Origin of the sequence: Pseudobutyrivibrio xylanivorans DSM 14809 (genome assembly GCF_900141825.1) — a bacterium.
GTDB lineage: Bacteria > Bacillota > Clostridia > Lachnospirales > Lachnospiraceae > Pseudobutyrivibrio > Pseudobutyrivibrio xylanivorans.
In genome coordinates this window covers 36,999-52,768 of sequence record NZ_FQYQ01000004.1, presented here as the reverse complement: position 1 = coordinate 52,768, position 15,770 = coordinate 36,999, and the positions used below count along the sequence as shown (strand labels likewise).

At 40.2% G+C, this 15,770-nt stretch carries 17 protein-coding genes; 4 read left to right on the top strand and 13 right to left on the bottom strand.

What is annotated here, in order from left to right; translation table 11 throughout:
- Window position 1: 1 nt before the first annotated feature.
- The 13 genes from BUA88_RS04385 to BUA88_RS04325 form a co-directional block, all read right to left on the bottom strand.
- Complete coding sequence (locus BUA88_RS04385) at window positions 2-1,108, bottom strand: type IV pilus twitching motility protein PilT (protein WP_072913224.1); 1,107 nt, start codon at window positions 1,106-1,108, stop codon at window positions 2-4.
- A 9-nt stretch (window positions 1,109-1,117) separates the two neighbouring features.
- Window positions 1,118-1,486, bottom strand: a complete 369-nt coding sequence (locus tag BUA88_RS04380) for a hypothetical protein (protein ID WP_072913221.1) — start codon at window positions 1,484-1,486, stop codon at window positions 1,118-1,120.
- 20 nt (window positions 1,487-1,506) lie between these two features.
- Window positions 1,507-1,887, bottom strand: coding sequence for a hypothetical protein (locus BUA88_RS04375; RefSeq protein ID WP_072913218.1), 381 nt, complete (start codon window positions 1,885-1,887; stop codon window positions 1,507-1,509).
- Entirely contained in the window at window positions 1,877-2,416 is a 540-nt protein-coding gene (locus BUA88_RS04370) for a DUF4860 domain-containing protein (protein ID WP_242939578.1), read from the bottom strand. Before BUA88_RS04370 ends, BUA88_RS04375 begins: the two co-directional genes overlap by 11 nt.
- Window positions 2,417-2,440: 24 nt before the next feature.
- A complete protein-coding gene (locus tag BUA88_RS04365) occupies window positions 2,441-2,797 on the bottom strand; it encodes a hypothetical protein (protein ID WP_083572390.1) in 357 nt (118 codons plus the stop codon).
- Between the two features lies 1 nt (window position 2,798).
- The gene (locus BUA88_RS04360) at window positions 2,799-3,851 is read right to left on the bottom strand and encodes a type II secretion system F family protein (RefSeq protein WP_072913487.1); all 1,053 of its coding nucleotides are present in this window, start codon (window positions 3,849-3,851) and stop codon (window positions 2,799-2,801) included.
- An 11-nt stretch (window positions 3,852-3,862) separates the two neighbouring features.
- Window positions 3,863-4,837 (bottom strand): transglutaminase-like domain-containing protein, encoded by a 975-nt coding sequence (locus BUA88_RS04355; protein WP_143151397.1) that lies wholly within the window; start codon window positions 4,835-4,837, stop codon window positions 3,863-3,865.
- A 23-nt stretch (window positions 4,838-4,860) separates the two neighbouring features.
- A complete protein-coding gene (locus BUA88_RS04350) occupies window positions 4,861-5,283 on the bottom strand; it encodes a hypothetical protein (RefSeq protein WP_072913213.1) in 423 nt (140 codons plus the stop codon).
- A complete protein-coding gene (locus BUA88_RS04345; RefSeq protein ID WP_072913210.1) occupies window positions 5,283-6,530 on the bottom strand; it encodes a BTAD domain-containing putative transcriptional regulator in 1,248 nt (415 codons plus the stop codon). Before BUA88_RS04345 ends, BUA88_RS04350 begins: the two co-directional genes overlap by 1 nt.
- Before the next feature lie 130 nt (window positions 6,531-6,660).
- The gene (pth, locus tag BUA88_RS04340) at window positions 6,661-7,230 is read right to left on the bottom strand and encodes an aminoacyl-tRNA hydrolase (protein ID WP_072913208.1); all 570 of its coding nucleotides are present in this window, start codon (window positions 7,228-7,230) and stop codon (window positions 6,661-6,663) included.
- A 6-nt stretch (window positions 7,231-7,236) separates the two neighbouring features.
- A complete protein-coding gene (spoVG, locus tag BUA88_RS04335; RefSeq protein ID WP_028247506.1) occupies window positions 7,237-7,497 on the bottom strand; it encodes a septation regulator SpoVG in 261 nt (86 codons plus the stop codon).
- 5 nt (window positions 7,498-7,502) lie between these two features.
- Window positions 7,503-8,636, bottom strand: coding sequence for a glucose-1-phosphate adenylyltransferase subunit GlgD (glgD, locus tag BUA88_RS04330; protein ID WP_072913205.1), 1,134 nt, complete (start codon window positions 8,634-8,636; stop codon window positions 7,503-7,505).
- Window positions 8,633-9,907, bottom strand: coding sequence for a glucose-1-phosphate adenylyltransferase (locus BUA88_RS04325; RefSeq protein WP_072913202.1), 1,275 nt, complete (start codon window positions 9,905-9,907; stop codon window positions 8,633-8,635). Before BUA88_RS04325 ends, glgD begins: the two co-directional genes overlap by 4 nt.
- A 310-nt stretch (window positions 9,908-10,217) precedes the next feature.
- Here BUA88_RS04325 and murC point away from each other — a divergent pair, with 310 nt between their 5' ends.
- From murC to BUA88_RS04305, 4 genes are all read left to right on the top strand, one after another.
- Complete coding sequence (gene murC / locus BUA88_RS04320) at window positions 10,218-11,597, top strand: UDP-N-acetylmuramate--L-alanine ligase (protein ID WP_072913198.1); 1,380 nt, start codon at window positions 10,218-10,220, stop codon at window positions 11,595-11,597.
- 214 nt (window positions 11,598-11,811) lie between these two features.
- Window positions 11,812-12,939: a DnaD domain protein gene (locus tag BUA88_RS04315; protein ID WP_072913194.1), complete on the top strand. Its 1,128-nt coding sequence runs from the start codon at window positions 11,812-11,814 to the stop codon at window positions 12,937-12,939.
- A 12-nt stretch (window positions 12,940-12,951) separates the two neighbouring features.
- The gene (locus BUA88_RS04310) at window positions 12,952-13,944 is read left to right on the top strand and encodes an ATP-binding protein (RefSeq protein WP_072913191.1); all 993 of its coding nucleotides are present in this window, start codon (window positions 12,952-12,954) and stop codon (window positions 13,942-13,944) included.
- Window positions 13,945-13,970: 26 nt separating this feature from the next.
- Window positions 13,971-15,149 carry a ribose-phosphate pyrophosphokinase gene (locus BUA88_RS04305; RefSeq protein ID WP_072913187.1) on the top strand — a complete coding sequence of 393 codons (1,179 nt, stop codon included), beginning with the start codon at window positions 13,971-13,973 and terminating at the stop codon, window positions 15,147-15,149.
- The last annotated feature ends 621 nt before the right edge of the window (window positions 15,150-15,770 follow it).

The window sequence follows — 15,770 nt, the reverse complement described above, 5'->3', positions numbered from 1 at the left end:
ATTACACTCCTAATCTTCTTCCTAACATTTCTGCATTAACTGAAAATTCTAACGCAGTGTCCTTAGTGATTTTACCATCCTTTACCAACTTGTAAAGACTAGAATCCATAGAAACCATGTCATCAGTGTCACTTGAGTAAATTACACCCTCAATCTGTGGCACCTTATTCTCCCTAATCATGTTTCTAATGGCTGGTGTAACAGTCATAACTTCGAATGCTGGCACTAGTGTTCCATCAATTGCGGGAACAAGCTGCTGTGAAACTACAGCCTTAATAACCATCGAAAGCTGAAGCGCAATCTGATGCTGCTGCTCTGATGGGAATACATCTATAATTCTATCTATAGTGTTTGCCGCGCCTATTGTGTGAAGGGTTGATAAAATCAAATGTCCTGTTTCAGCAGCAGTCATAGCTACAGAGATAGTCTCTGCATCACGCATCTCTCCAAGCAAAATAACATCAGGACTCTGACGCAAAGACGCACGTAGAGCCGTAACATAGTTTTCCGTATCAAGATGTATTTCTCGCTGGGAAACAATAGACTTATCATGTCTGTGGAGGTACTCAACCGGATCCTCCAAGGTGATAATATGCTTATTATAGTTTTTATTTATCTTATCTACAATACAAGAAAGTGTAGTTGATTTTCCACTACCTGCAGGACCTGTTACAAGCACCAGTCCCTTTGATTCATTTGACAGATTAATTACAGACTCAGGGACGCCTAAATGCCTATAATCAGGCAAAGAGAAAGTAATTACACGTACTACTGCCGCGTAAGTACCTCTTTGTTTAAATGCATTTACTCTAAATCTGGAAACATCCTTTATTGCGAAAGAAAAATCGTCATCTCCATTTTTCTTGTAGGATTCCATATCTCTTTTTGCCAGCTGATAAATCTGAGTAACCAACTCTTCTGCCTTTGCAGGCATAACAGGACCCTCATCCTGCTCAGACTTCTCAACACTGCTGCTTTCCAGATCGGATCTGGTAAGGACCATATCATTTACTCTAAATGATATTTCGCGTCCTGTAATAATAAATACATCAGAAGCTTTGTACTTTTTTACCGCATCAGTTAAGTAGGTTACGATATCTACAGCCATAGTTCCTCCTTAATTCCAGTCATCTAAAGTTATTACTGGCTGAGTACTGTCTGCCTCCCAGCTGCTATTATTGATAACCTCCCAGACGACTATTTCTCCACCACTTACCTTTACACTTAAGTCCTGTGTATCATTTATACTCACTGAAAACTCCTGATTAGCCCATTCTGATGCCGCTATCTTTTCATACGCCTCATTAGATGCAGCATAGTATTCGTCTGTATGAGCTTTTTGCTTCTCGCTTAAGCTGTAATTATTGTGGCTTGAAGATATAGCCAAAGCTGCAATTACAGCAAAAGCCAAGCCAATGAGAATCACAACCATCAGCGAGGTTCCAATATTTATTATTGAACGTGCTTGACTCTTCTGTTCTTCCATATTAATCCACACCAATACCCTTATTTCAAAGCTTTTTCCACAACCAGTGAATAGATTTCCCTATCGTCATTAGTGGCTACTACTATATGTAGCGACTGACAGCTCTTTTTATCCTCTGCATCCGTTATAATTGCAGTTGTTTTATATGCTCCTTCATTACTTACAATCTGCCAGTTTTCATCGTAATACTCTGTAAATCCCTCAAAATCAGGTTCTACCAGATATCTCTCTGCTGCATTTGTTGCTGCATTTACAGCACCTGTAATTTCACTTGCATCTCTGCTCTTTGCATAGGCGGTAGCAAAACACTGTATACATATTGCAGATACTATAATGAAGAATAATATTGAAAACATAAGCTCCGTCATAAAAATACGCGAGCCATTATTTCTAGTTCTCATTTGCCACCTCCTCTTCTGTTAATCCCTCAGAATCAGCGGTGTTATCATCAATATATAATGCTGATTTAACTCCTATATCTACTACCCTTTTCTCTCCAGTAGCCTCTTCTACCTCCACCTCAATCAGTTGAGTGTTCTTCCAACTAAACTCAAGATTATTTATCTTTATCAGCTGATTTCCAAAATCAGCAGTTACTCCAGCATCATCCTTAGCCTCTAACTCCATCAGATAGCCATCCAAGTAATAGATATAAAGATAATATCCTTCTCCTTCATCCATTTTGATAGCTTCGATTCCATCGATTTGTGAGATATCTATACTTCCACTTTTGTCGTGCTGACGCACCTTCTCTCTAATATAAGCTGTTGCTGCTCTTGTGTTTGAATTCTTCTCATTAGACACAACTACAGCCTTATAAGAATTAACGGCCAGCAAAAGAACACTCACTGCAGAAAAAGTGAATATCAAGAAAAGAATCATAAGGAACATGATATCGATATTATGTTTTTTCAATCGATTCTTGTTCATTGCCAAGGCTTTTTCCTCCCAAAACTACCTTTCGCCGATATTTATGATTGTAATATCCGGCTTCATATTAGTTCCAAAGATTACATAATCTACCCTAAACAACTCGTCATCATAAATAATTCCATAGTTTTCCTTAAGGTATTCAAAGCTTTCTGGATAACGTCCCTCTGTGACGTAGCACTGCATAACAGCCCTGTCTATCGCATTAGACAAGTTGTTTTTCTGTTCTTCAACAGAGCCCTCAGATGCCTTGGATACAGCAAACAGGAACGCTATAAATATGAGAATGAATAGCCCTGCAGATATAAGTGTTGTCGAGGCCACATTCTTTTTTTTGATTTGATGAATGCCATCAAGGCTTCCAAATCTTGTTTTAGCCATATCAAATCATCCCTGACATAATGTTTAACAGTGGTAACATAACTGAAAGAAGGATAATACCAACAATTACCGAAAGGATAATAACCAATGTTGGCTCTACAACTGCGATAAGGTCATTAATTTCCTCGTCAGCCTCCTGCTGATATGTTGTAGCAACCTTCTCTAAAACTGTCTCCATATTACCTGTTTTTGCGCCTAAGATTGCCATTCTTCCATAGAGTCCTCCAAAGATTCCTGACATTGAAAATGCTTTTCCAATATCCATTGTATCCGCAAAGGAATCCTTACATTTTTCAACCTTCTGCTCAAATTCTGGAGCATCTACAATTCGTCCACTGACATCCAGCGACTGCATTACATCCATACCACTTGAAAGAGTCATTGCCATAGCCGATGCGAATCTACTTGTAGCAATCTTTGAATGAATAGACTTAAATCTTGGGCTCTTATATAGGATGCCGTTTCTGTGCTCCTTGCCCCATGAAGTTTTATTAATAACAATGAGATATACCACAATGGCAGCCAAAAGAATTAAGAATAATACGCCATTGCTTTTCATGAATTTTCCAACTGAAAGAAAGCCTGCTGAAAGGCCATCCATTGTGCCACCCAGCTGCTTAAAGACCCTGTCAAAGACAGGCATAATTTCTGTAACTAATACAATGATGATTACTAGCATCATAGCAACCATCATCAGCGGATAAGTAACCGCACTTCTAATGGCATTACTTATAGCCATTTCTCTAGAATAATGAGCCGCAAGATTTACCAGAACAGAATCCATTTTACCGGTCTGCTCACCCATCTTTGCCATCTCTACGAAATAATCAGGGAAAACGCCTGCTCCCTCTATAGCCTTGGATAAAGAACCTGTTTCACCAACAACTTTCTCCATCTCTGTAAGAAGCTCTTTTTCCTCACCACCCTCTGATTCATCAATCATCATGGCAAGTCCCTGAATTGCCGATACACCACTTGAAATCATCATTCCCATTTCATCTGAGAATGCATATAGTTCTTCTGACGTTAATCTCTTTCTAGATTTCTCACTCATAGCCCCACCCATTAATATTTATATTTCAATTGATAGTAACTGTCGTCTTCTAGATATTTCTTAACTATACTTTTACTTGCATAGGAACCAAGTGTTGGATCCATCAATGTCCATTTTTTACCGTCAAATTGTATAATCTTGTCTATCCAACCCACATCTGGAACATAAACAGATATCCATGCATGATACTCCGTTCCAGCGTAGCCAATCTCTAATCTGGTTGGTATACCCTGTGACCTTAGCATTGCTCCCATCAAAGAGGCATAGTCAAAGCATATTCCTGTTCCAGTGGCCAAAGTTTCGTCCACCGTTGGAATATAACCTGACTGGACTGTAGCCGCCTTTTGATGGTCATAGGTAATATTTTCAATAATGTAATGATATACATTCTGTACCACCTCAAGATCGGTATTACATCCTGTTGCCAGCTCTGCACCCTTTAATACTGCCTTTGAGGATGCATTGAAATCCACATAGGCATTTGGGTACAGGAACATGCTAAATTCATCTTTTAGAGTGACATTCACTGACTGAGTAAATGCTGCTGCATACTGGTCATCGTGTAGGTTCTCATAGACACCGATTTTGTATTTTCCGCTACCTTCAGACAATGGATAAACATCATAATTCCCATCAAGCGCCATCAGATAATTGTATGTATTCCCTGCTGGTGTCTCTATTAGCATTCTAACCTTTGCGGCACTTCCGGTATATTTTACCATCACATATCCATCAGCAGCATTGCTGGCATCAATTGCGGCATCATTGTTTGAATAAACAGTAACACCGCTTGCCACAGGTTCAAGTACAACTATCTCATTGGTTCTGACACCATTGGACTCTTTTGCCCGAGTGCCTCCCGATGAAACGCTTACAGTATCTCCTGGTCCGCTGCTTTGTATAGCGGATGTCCCTTCGAGGGTTCCACATGCCACAAGGCTAATACTCAGAACAATCAGTGAAAGCAAATACTTAAATCTTCCCACTTGCTTCCTCCACTTGCTCTACATTATTTTAGCAATCTTATAAGTTCTACCTCACTATTGAAAGTAAATTCAACATCTTTCTTTTTGTCATATATCATTCCCTGCCATGTAACGTTATCGCGGCTGGTAACCATAAGTACGTAGCCATCCTTAACATCTGCAGGAATCAATTCCTCAGCTTCCAAAACCTTATTCTCAACATCAAGCGGTTTTACTTCAAAGTCTACAGAAGTCTTCTTAAAGGTTCTGTTCTTTGTTTTGACTGCTGGGAAATTCAGTGCATCCATAACACCTTCTACTATATAAAACATTTCATTGATATCGTTGAAGCTCTGTGGCTCCTTGGAAAAGCAATTATACACTCTTCCCTTAAAGCCTTTCTTTGCCTCTTCAATGCAGATTCCAACACAATTTGGAGTTCTTTTCATTCTAGCTGATACTGGCATTAATCCTCACCCCTTACAATATCCTGAAGCTCATCTGTATCGTTATCAGTTCCTGCACTTGCCAAATTAACTGGAGCAAGGTGATATTTAATATATCTCTTTCTAGATTCCTTGCTGAGGTTCTCATTAATTCTAGCCTGAACCAATACACAGTCCTCCTGAGTGATATCGAGAAGAAGTACAACAAACTGATTGTTGCTGTATCTTGCATACATATCGCCTCCACGGGCTGATGTTCTAATAGCCTCAGAAAGCTCGTCTGAAAGAAGATTTAATCGATCTGAATCATTGAGGGCAAATCCCTTTCCGTCAGTAATTGTGCAAAGCATAAGCCATGCAGACTGGCCTGAACGACGAATTACACGCTTAATGTATCTATAACTTTCAACGAAGATTGGATATGTGCAGTAGAACGCACCCTCAATATCCTCTTTTGAAGTATCGAGGTTCTTCTTTACCTCGCTGATTACATCTGTATTATTCTTAATCTGTTCACCAAGTTTATCAAGCTGTGCTGACATACTCTGAGAAACTGAAACACCAAGCTCCTGGAACATGAGGGCTTCTGTATCCTCATAAAGCTTGAGCGCTTCCTTAGCCTTGCCAAGCTCGATAAGAGCCTGCATCTCGTATGTCTGCCAGTTGTCGTATGGATATAATCCATCAGCCTTATGACTAACCTTATAAAGCTTATCGAACTTCTCCTGGAGAATATACATCTCCATAAGCTGCTTTAAGCATCTGTCATAAAGTTTCTTGAGCTTAACCTGAACAGTTACAACCCATTCTACACCACTGAGACCTGGTAAAAAGTCTCCGTTGTAAAGCTTAACAGCCTCTTCTAAAAGCTTCTGCTGCTCTTTAATATCCTCTGAAGCAAGAGCCTGTCTAGCAATATTTTCAAATTCTATAGCATCACATTCTACAGTTACATTAGGGCTGATGCGATACTGTCCGCGCTTTACATGTACATAATCCTCATCAGGAAGGCCTACCTTTGGAAGTGCCTTTCTTAATCTGAATACAAGCGCTCTTAAACTGTTAGACTCATCAGCTATATCCTCGTTATGGAACAAGTTATACATTACCTGCTCACGAGGTAAACCGTTTGTGTAATACAATAACATCTGGAAAAGCTGATTTACCTTTGTAGTATTATTTCGCTCGATTGTGAAAGGTTTATCATTGTACAAAACCTCCACATTTCCCAACATTCTTGCTTTGATAATAATTGTTTGATTAACCATCACTCATCCCTTTTCTACTACTAGATATTGCCTACTTGTTACAACCTTAAGTATAGATTTTTTAATCGTTATTGTAAATAACATTGTTACAAAAATGGGCACACTTTTAAGTGTGCCCGTAAGATTTATCCTATTTCTCTTCTTTCTTATTGTATTTATTCATTGCAGCGTCCAAATCACCATCCAGGAACAATTCAACTGCTCCAATAACTTTTTCCATGGAAGCGTCTACTCTTTCCCTGTCCTCAGCGTCATATCTTCCAAGTACATGAGCAATCATATCGCCCTCGCACTCTCCAACGCCTACACGAATTCTAGGAAATTCGTTGGTTCCAAGAAGATTAATGATATTTTTCAGACCATTATGCCCACCTGCGCTGCCTTTCTTTCTCACTCGGATATTTCCGGTAGAAAGAGATACATCATCTGAAATAACTACCATTTCTGTGGATGGATCAATTTCATAATAATCTGTAAGTGGCAAGACACATTCACCACTAAGATTCATGTAAGTTTGTGGCTTTACAAGAATCACTTTCTTTCCGTTAATGATTCCCTTTCCCACAATTCCCTTGTGTTCCTTGTGGTTCACCTCGATTCCAAACTGCTTAGAGATGGCATCGATAGCCTCAAATCCTACATTATGTCTGGTTCCATCATACTTTCTCTCTGGATTACCTAGACCTACAATTAAATACATAAAATACTACTCAGGGAACTCTTCTTTATACTTATTAAGAATCATTGTCTGCATCTGCTCTCTAGTCGTAGACTTGATAGGATGAGCAATATCCTTATAGCCACCCTCAGAGCCACGTCTTGATGGCATTGCGATAAACAGTCCCTTATCTCCTTCAATAATCTTGATGTCGTGGATTACAAACTCCTCATCGATTGTTACTGAAACAACAGCTTTCATTTTGCCTTCTTTTTCAATCTTGCGAATTCTGATGTCTGTAATTTGCATTTGTGTTATACCTCCCCAACTGGCATATCATATCTGTTTTTGTTACCGGTAACGATGCGGATACCATTTTCCCCAATATATGTTGATCCGCTGAGCAACGTCTCGTGGCTTTCTACGATGCAATTCTCTACATGTACGTTGTCTCCTATATATGCTCCATTCAAAATGACGCAGTTTTTAACCACTGAATTGTTTCCAACAAACGCCTTCTTGAACAGTACAGAATTCTCTACAGTGCTGTTAATGATACATCCTCCAGCAATAAGTGAGTTTGAAACCTTTGAGCCTGCGTTGTATTTTGCAGGTGGAAGGTCGTGAGTCTTTGAGAAGACTCCTGGCTCTGTGTGGAAGAAATTATCTCTAACATCCTTGCGTAAGAAATCCATGTTTGCCTTGAAGTAACTATCTACGTCTGCAATGTTAGACCAATAGCCTTCCATCCTGTAGCCGTAAATCTTCTTCATGCTCTTGTATCTTATGAGAATGTCTGTAACAAAGTTGTACCTGCCCTCACGATTGCACTCCTCCAATAAATCGATAAGAGCTCTTCTTCTAATGATATAGACACCAGCAGAAACCATATCAGAGTTTGCCACCATAGGCTTTTCTTCGAACTCAGTGATTCTGCCATCTCTATCCATTGTAACCACACCGTATCTATTGATGTCGTCTCCCTCTGGAAGCTTAGCGCAAACCACTGTGATATCAGCCTGCTTCTCAATATGATAATCGAGAACCTTGTTGAAGTCCAGCTTATAAACGCCATCTCCACTTGCAATGATTACGTATGGCTCATGTCTTTTCTTTAAGAAATCAATATTCTGCCAAATAGCATCTGCAGTACCTCTGTACCACCAGCTATTATTTGTGGTTACTGTTGGTGTAAAAAGGAAAAGTCCTCCCTGCTTTCTACCAAAGTTCCACCACTTTGATGAATTAAGATGCTCGTTTAGAGATCTTGCGTTGTACTGTGAAAGTACTGCTACTGTCTGGATGTGTGAGTTTGTCATATTTGAAAGAACAAAATCAATACATCTGTAGCTTCCGCCTATTGGCATTGCAGCGATGGCACGCTTGTCCGTCAACTGCTGCATTCTGCTGCTGTTTCCACCTGCTAGTATAATTCCTAATGCTTTCATAATCGATCACCTGCCTTGATAATGTAGCCACCACTTGCTAATTGTCCGTCAGGATAATCTCCCTCGCTTGTCTCGCCCTTGATAGCTGTATTCTTTCCAATAGTTACATTTGCTGGGATAATAGAATTCTCACCAATTACCGCTAATCCAAATGAATATACGCTGGCATTCAGCTTGCTTTCTACTTCCTCGCCCTGACCAATCTTAGCGTTATCGCCAATGACTGTGTTTTCGGCAACAATCGATTTATCTATTACACAGTTCTTTCCTATCTTGACTCCCTCCATGATGATGGAATCTCTAATCACTGTGCCTTCCTCAATAACCACGCCTGCGCCTAGTACTGAGTTATATACTTCTCCATAAATCTGAGCACCCGCACCTACGATCGCCTTTTCCACTACTGCGGAATTTGCTACGAACTGTGGCTCGATAATGTTCTGATTTGTATAAATCTTCCAGAACTCCTCGTAAAGATTAAACTCTGGAATTAAATCTATAAGCTCCATATTGGCTTCCCAATATGAACCAAGTGTTCCTACATCCTTCCAATAGCTGTTAAATTCATAAGCATACATTGGCGAACCCTTCTCGTGAAGGTATGGGAGCACGTGCTTACCAAAATCGCAATTGCTTTGATCCTTAAGGGCCAAAAGTGATTCCTTAAGTGCCTTCCAACTAAAGATGTAAATACCCATTGAAGCCAAATTACTACGTGGCTGAGGTGGCTTCTCCTCAAACTCGCTGATTCGCTTATCGTCATCAGCAATAACTACGCCAAATCGCGATGCTTCCTCAATAGGAACTGGTATTACTGCGATAGTAACATCAGCACCCTTTGCCTTATGAAAATCTAACATGGCCTCATAATCCATCTTATATATGTGATCTCCAGAAAGGATAAGCACATACTCTGGGTTATAGCTCTCCATGTACTTAAGGTTTTGGAAAATTGCGTTAGCAGTACCAGAATACCACTCACTAGTGTCACTCTTCTCGTAAGGAGGGAGAACAGTAACTCCTCCGTTGTTTCGATCCAAATCCCATGGAATACCTATTCCAATATGAGAGTTCAAAACAAGAGGCTGATACTGAGTTAGTACGCCAACGGTATCAATCCCTGAATTGATACAATTTGATAGAGGAAAGTCGATAATACGATACTTACCTCCGAAAGAGACAGCTGGCTTTGCCACGTCTGACGTTAGTACGCCCAAACGGCTTCCTTGCCCACCAGCCAAAAGCATTGCGATCATTTCTTTTCTAATCATCCTTTTTCATCTGCCTTTCTCATGGTGTCCGTCAAGGATGTGCCAATTAAAAAGAACCCATAGCACTCCCCTTTAAGAGTTGCAAAATCTAACGAATTCTACACTCTTATGCATTTAGTATAACAAAGTGATAATTTACACGCAATATTATTCTAATTTTTTACGATTAATTCGTTAATTATTTGACAATTCACCGTCATATTAAACAAAATAATCCATAATTTTCCTTAAGTTGACCCTTGAAAGTAGATGCAATTGGGGGTATTGTAGGGGAGGTTATTCTTTAATAAGAAAAAAGGAAGAAAAAACAATGTATAAAATTGATTTTAATAACAAGTGCCACGTCCACTTTATCGGAATCGGTGGTATCAGCATGAGTGGCCTTGCCGAGATTCTTCTTGGTGCTGGCTTCACTATTTCTGGTTCAGACAGATCTTCTTCAGATTTGACTAAGCATCTTGAAGCAATGGGTGCAAAGATAAATTACCCACAGGCAGCTGAGAACATCACAAATGATATCGATTTGATTGTTTACACAGCAGCCATTTCTGAGGACAATCCTGAGCTTATGGCAGCAAAGGCCTCTGGTAAGCCAATGCTCACTCGTGCCGAGCTCCTTGGTGAAATCATGGAGAACTATGCTAACTCAATCACAGTTGCAGGTACTCACGGAAAGACTACTACCACTTCTATGGTAAGCCAGATTCTTCTTGAGACAACAACTGAGCCAACAATCACTGTAGGTGCCATTCTCGATGCCATCCACAGCAATGTTCACGTTGGTAACAGCGATGTATTCGTTGCAGAAGCTTGCGAGTACACAAACAGCTTCCACAGCTTTTTCCCTAAGTACAACATTATTCTTAATGTAGAAGCTGATCATCTTGATTTCTTCAAGAATCTTGATAACGTTCGTGCATCCTTCAGACAGTTTGCAGAGAACACATCAGATGATGGTGCTCTTATTATTAATAATGAGATTGAAAATGTTTCTTACTTCACTGACGGACTTAAGTGCAAGGTAATCACTTATGCTCTTCATGGTGAAGCAGATATTGTTCCTACAGATATTTCTTACGATGAAAAAGGATTTGCTTCTTTTGTTCCTGTTTACAATGGACAGGCTCTTGAGCGTATCACTCTTCACGTACCTGGAGACCACAATATCAGCAATGCTCTTTCAGCTATTGTTCTTTGTATTGAAATGGGTGTTGATTACGAATGTATCAAGACTGGACTTTCTAAATTTGGTGGTGCTCACCGTCGTTTTGAGCTTAAGGGTACTTACAAGGGTGCTACTGTTATCGACGATTACGCTCATCATCCAACAGAGATTCGTGCCAGCCTTGCAGCTGCAGCAAACTACCCACACAATCGTATAATTGTTTGCTTCCAGTCTCATACCTACACACGTACACTCAGCTTATTAGATGATTTCGCAGATGCATTAAGCACCGCAGATATAGTTATCCTTCCAGACATCTATCCAGCCCGTGAGCCAGACATTTATGGTGTCAGCTCAAAAGACATTGCAGACCGTTTGGAAAAGCTCGGAACAGAAGCCCATTATTTAGCCACTTTTGAGGCCTGTGAAAAATTTTTAGAAAAAAATGTTTTGAACAATGACTTGTTGATAACTATGGGTGCCGGAGACGTGTATTTAGTAGGCGAAAATCTACTTAAAAAATAGTTATCCACATTATCCACATTTTTTTGAGGTTTTTTCCCCACAAAAAGATGTGGATTTTTTTGTCCCTTTTTTGCTATATCGAGGGCACTTTTCCACATTATCCACAATCCTCACAAACCCTTTATTTACAAGGCTTGCGGGACTTCAGACCCTTTTCTTTTCAATGTGACTTTGCTATAATTTGCCACATAGTTAAGAGGGAGATGAATAATTTATGGCTGACATCATGTTGCACACAACTGGGGGCACAGGCTTTACCTGTGTTTCAAATTCTTTCATAGACGATTTCATGAAAGACGCTAATGGAGAATATGTAAAGGTTTACCTTTATCTGCTTCGTTGTCTTACTAGGGATGGGTTCGAATTTTCCATCTCGCAGTTGGCGGACTGTTTAGACCACACAGAAAAAGACGTAATGCGTGCCTTTACTTATTGGGAGAAAGTGGGCATTCTTCGCCTTGAGTATTCTTCAGATAATGAGCTTTCTGGAATCTACTTAGTAGATGTGAATGGTAATGGATATGGCAAGACTGAAAGCCCTGTCATATCCAACATTACATCCATGAACAAGGTTACTCACTGCACATCTACTGCAAATAACAATATAGCTCCTGTTTACACCACCGTTGATACTAAGCCTAGCTACAGCCCTGATCAGCTCAAGGCTTTCAGCGAAGACCAGCAGGTAGAGGATTTAATTTTCGCTATTCAGACTTATCTGAAGCGTCCACTGTCTATCAGCGATACTACCACCCTTCTATTCTGGTATGACAGTCTCCACTTCTCAGTGGATCTTATCCAGTACCTTGTCGAGACTTGCATCGGCGGTGGCCACAACAGCTTCCACTACATGGACACTGTAGCCCGCAACTGGGCAGAGGACGGTATAACTACTGTGGACGAAGCTATCAGCACATCAAGTGCTCGTAACAATCTTGTTTACTCTATTATGAAGTCTTTTGGTATTTCAGGAAGAGTTTTGGTTGAGTCCGAGCTCAACTATGTTAACAAGTGGTCAGGTTCATACGGAATGGCTCTCGATTTAATATGTGAAGCCTGCAAGCGTACTATCATGCAGACTAACAAGCCATCATTCCCATATGCAGATTCTATTCTTACAAGCTGGCACAAAGCAGGTGTTAGAACAATGGGAGATGTTGAGAGACTTGACCTTGAACATAGCATGGCAAACGTTGCTAACATTTCAACAGCAGCACGCACCAGAAATAATAGTGCTAACACTAACACTGCTGCTAAACCTAGAACTAACACCAAGTTCCATAATTTCTCACAGAGAGATTATAATTTTGATGAATTAGAGAAAAGAATTTTAGGAAATTAAGGGGGAATACATATGGCATTAACTAACGAACAGTATGATGCTCTTATGCGTCAGTACAACCATAAGCAGGCTCGTAACAATCAAATCGTTGCTTACCGTACTGACGAAGTATACGCAGCTATTCCTGCTCTTTCACAGTTAGATGAAGAGGTTTCAAAGATTTCCGTATCTTCTATCACTGCTATTTTCAATGGCAGCGATTTACAAACAGCGGCTGCAGAGTCTAGACGCAAGCTCTCTGAATTAAAGTTACGCCGCATTAATCTTATGGAATCAGCAGGTTTCCCAGCTGATTACCTCGAACCACCATACGATTGCCCTGATTGCAAAGACACTGGCTACATCAATGGAAAACGTTGCCACTGTTTCACTCAGGCTGCCATCAATCTTGTTTATAAACAGTCAAACATCAGCAACATCCTTTCAAAGGAGAATTTCGACTATTTTGACCTAAATGTATACGACGAAAATTACTATGAGGGTAATTCCGACGTCAGCGCAAGGGCTACTGCACAAATAGCCCTAGAAAGAGCGCAAAACTTTGTGCAGAATTTCAAGACAAAAGGTGGTAATTTAATGTTGCTTGGACAGACTGGTTGCGGAAAAACCTTTCTATCCAACTGCATAGCTAAGGCTCTATTAGACGAAGGCATATCTGTTATTTACTTTACAGCCTCTGAGCTATTCAAAGTATTTGAGGATCAGACTTTCAAAAGGAACGTTAATGTAGAGGATTTACACGACCAGATTTTTGATTGTGATTTGCTCATCATCGACGACCTTGGCACTGAATTTCCTAATAATTTCACTATTACAAAGCTATTTCAGTGCTTAAATGAAAGATTGCTCAGAAACAAATCAACAGTTATTTCCACAAACCTTTCTCTCGAAGAGTTGAGAGATACTTACAGTGAAAGAATTACTTCGCGAGTATTTTCATACTATGATGCCATCAGGCTCATTGGAGACGATATTCGTATTAAGAAAGTAATGATGAATAAATAAATAAAATATCTTTCAAGGAGCAAACAATGCCAAATAATGAAATCGTGTTGGAAAACACACCACCTATGGCTGAGCTTGGATTAATTCCACACAAGAGCTGTACAGCCATCGCGGAGCGAGTTAATGACTACCTTCTTCAGTGGAGACAGGAGCGCAAGAGCGACCAGTCTATCATCACCCTAGCAGGTTACCGTAGTGATTCCTACATTGTTGATGCTGATTGTCCACGTTTCGGTTCAGGCGAAGCAAAGGGTATTATTAAGCAGTCTGTTCGTGGACTCGATTTATACATCCTTGTTGATGTTACAAATTACAGTCTTACTTACACTGTTTGTGGCCATGAGAACCACATGAGTCCAGATGATATCTTCTGTGACTTAAAGCGTATCATCGCAGCAGCTATGGGAAAAGCAAAACGCATTACTGTAATTATCCCATTCCTTTATGAAGGACGTCAGCACCGTAGAAGTGCTCGTGAATCCCTTGATTGTGCTATGGCACTTCAGGAACTCGTTAACATGGGTGTTGATAACATCATCACATTTGATGCTCACGACCCACGTGTTCAGAATGCGATTCCACTTCACAGCTTTGAGACAGTATCACCTACTTACCAGTTCCTTAAGGGCATCTTTAAGAACTGCAAGGACTTAAAGCTTGATAATGATAATCTTATGATTATCTCGCCAGATGAAGGTGGTACAAAGCGTGCCGTTTACATGGCATCTGTTTTAGGTGTAAATGTTGGTATGTTCTACAAGCGTCGTGATTACAGCCGCATCGTTGATGGACGTAATCCTATCGTCGCTCATGAATTCCTTGGAAATGACGTTGCCGGTAAGGACGTTATCATCGTTGATGATATGATTTCTTCAGGCGAGTCAATGATAGATGTAGCTACAGAGCTTAAGAAGCGTAATGCTAAGCGTATCTTCGTAGTAGCCACATTCGGACTCTTCACAAATGGTATGGCTAAGTTCGATGAAGCCGTAGAAAAGGGCATCATCTACAGAGTTGTTACTACAAACCTCACTTACCTTCCAGAAGAAGTTCAGAGCAAAGACTACTTCATCAAGTGTGATATGTCTAAGTACATCGCTTACATCATCGATACTCTTAATCACGAGTGCTCAATCTCAGAGCTCCTCAACCCATACGGACGTATCGAAAAGCTCATCACACGCTACAAAAACGGCGAATACTAAAAAGCCCAGAGGCTCCACAATGTGGAGTCTCTTTTTTAATGCCCTCTTCTTGTTCTCTTGCCCACAGGCCCTCTCACTCCTTTATTATGCCTGCCCCAAGCTGAGCCTGCTGCCACACTGCACATATACATTTGAGCAGAATACTAGATTTTCTTAATACTGCATGTGGAGCTTTTATATGTGTCTTTTCATTGGTTTTGCACTTCGAAGAGAATGCTGTGTCAGAGATGGACATTCTTATCTCTCAATTCTTCCTTACACTCAAATCCCAGTATAATTGCAATATCAACATCGTTCGCCTAAGTAGAGCTACAAAATGAGTTTGGTTAGCATAGGCACCGCCTTCAAGTTCAGTCCGTTTCACTATCAGGCTCGCTTCGCCGTCCATGGCTCAGCGTGCCTATGCTAATCCAAACATCATTTTTGCTCTACTAGAGTCTCACTATATTCATTGCAATTATTACTGGGTTTGAGTGTAAGAAGAAATTCTAGTTTATTATTGTCCATCTATGACACACATTCTTGATAGGAGTGCAAAGAATTGAAAAGACACATATCAATAAGAAAGCGACACGCAGTATTTTAGAAAATCAGTATTATGGGATTGTATATGTGCAGTGT

Excerpts from the sequence above, each read along its gene's own strand:
- BUA88_RS04385 (WP_072913224.1), bottom strand. The coding sequence starts at position 1,108 with ATGGCTGTAGATATCGTAACCTACTTAACTGATGCGGTAAAAAAGTAC.
- BUA88_RS04380 (WP_072913221.1), bottom strand. The coding sequence starts at position 1,486 with ATGGAAGAACAGAAGAGTCAAGCACGTTCAATAATAAATATTGGAACC.
- BUA88_RS04375 (WP_072913218.1), bottom strand. The coding sequence starts at position 1,887 with ATGAGAACTAGAAATAATGGCTCGCGTATTTTTATGACGGAGCTTATG.
- BUA88_RS04370 (WP_242939578.1), bottom strand. The coding sequence starts at position 2,416 with ATGAACAAGAATCGATTGAAAAAACATAATATCGATATCATGTTCCTT.
- BUA88_RS04365 (WP_083572390.1), bottom strand. The coding sequence starts at position 2,797 with ATGGCTAAAACAAGATTTGGAAGCCTTGATGGCATTCATCAAATCAAA.
- BUA88_RS04360 (WP_072913487.1), bottom strand. The coding sequence starts at position 3,851 with ATGAGTGAGAAATCTAGAAAGAGATTAACGTCAGAAGAACTATATGCA.
- BUA88_RS04350 (WP_072913213.1), bottom strand. The coding sequence starts at position 5,283 with ATGCCAGTATCAGCTAGAATGAAAAGAACTCCAAATTGTGTTGGAATC.
- BUA88_RS04345 (WP_072913210.1), bottom strand. The coding sequence starts at position 6,530 with ATGGTTAATCAAACAATTATTATCAAAGCAAGAATGTTGGGAAATGTG.
- pth (WP_072913208.1), bottom strand. The coding sequence starts at position 7,230 with ATGTATTTAATTGTAGGTCTAGGTAATCCAGAGAGAAAGTATGATGGA.
- spoVG (WP_028247506.1), bottom strand. The coding sequence starts at position 7,497 with ATGCAAATTACAGACATCAGAATTCGCAAGATTGAAAAAGAAGGCAAA.
- glgD (WP_072913205.1), bottom strand. The coding sequence starts at position 8,636 with ATGAAAGCATTAGGAATTATACTAGCAGGTGGAAACAGCAGCAGAATG.
- BUA88_RS04325 (WP_072913202.1), bottom strand. The coding sequence starts at position 9,907 with ATGATTAGAAAAGAAATGATCGCAATGCTTTTGGCTGGTGGGCAAGGA.
- murC (WP_072913198.1), top strand. The coding sequence starts at position 10,218 with ATGTATAAAATTGATTTTAATAACAAGTGCCACGTCCACTTTATCGGA.
- BUA88_RS04315 (WP_072913194.1), top strand. The coding sequence starts at position 11,812 with ATGGCTGACATCATGTTGCACACAACTGGGGGCACAGGCTTTACCTGT.
- BUA88_RS04310 (WP_072913191.1), top strand. The coding sequence starts at position 12,952 with ATGGCATTAACTAACGAACAGTATGATGCTCTTATGCGTCAGTACAAC.
- BUA88_RS04305 (WP_072913187.1), top strand. The coding sequence starts at position 13,971 with ATGCCAAATAATGAAATCGTGTTGGAAAACACACCACCTATGGCTGAG.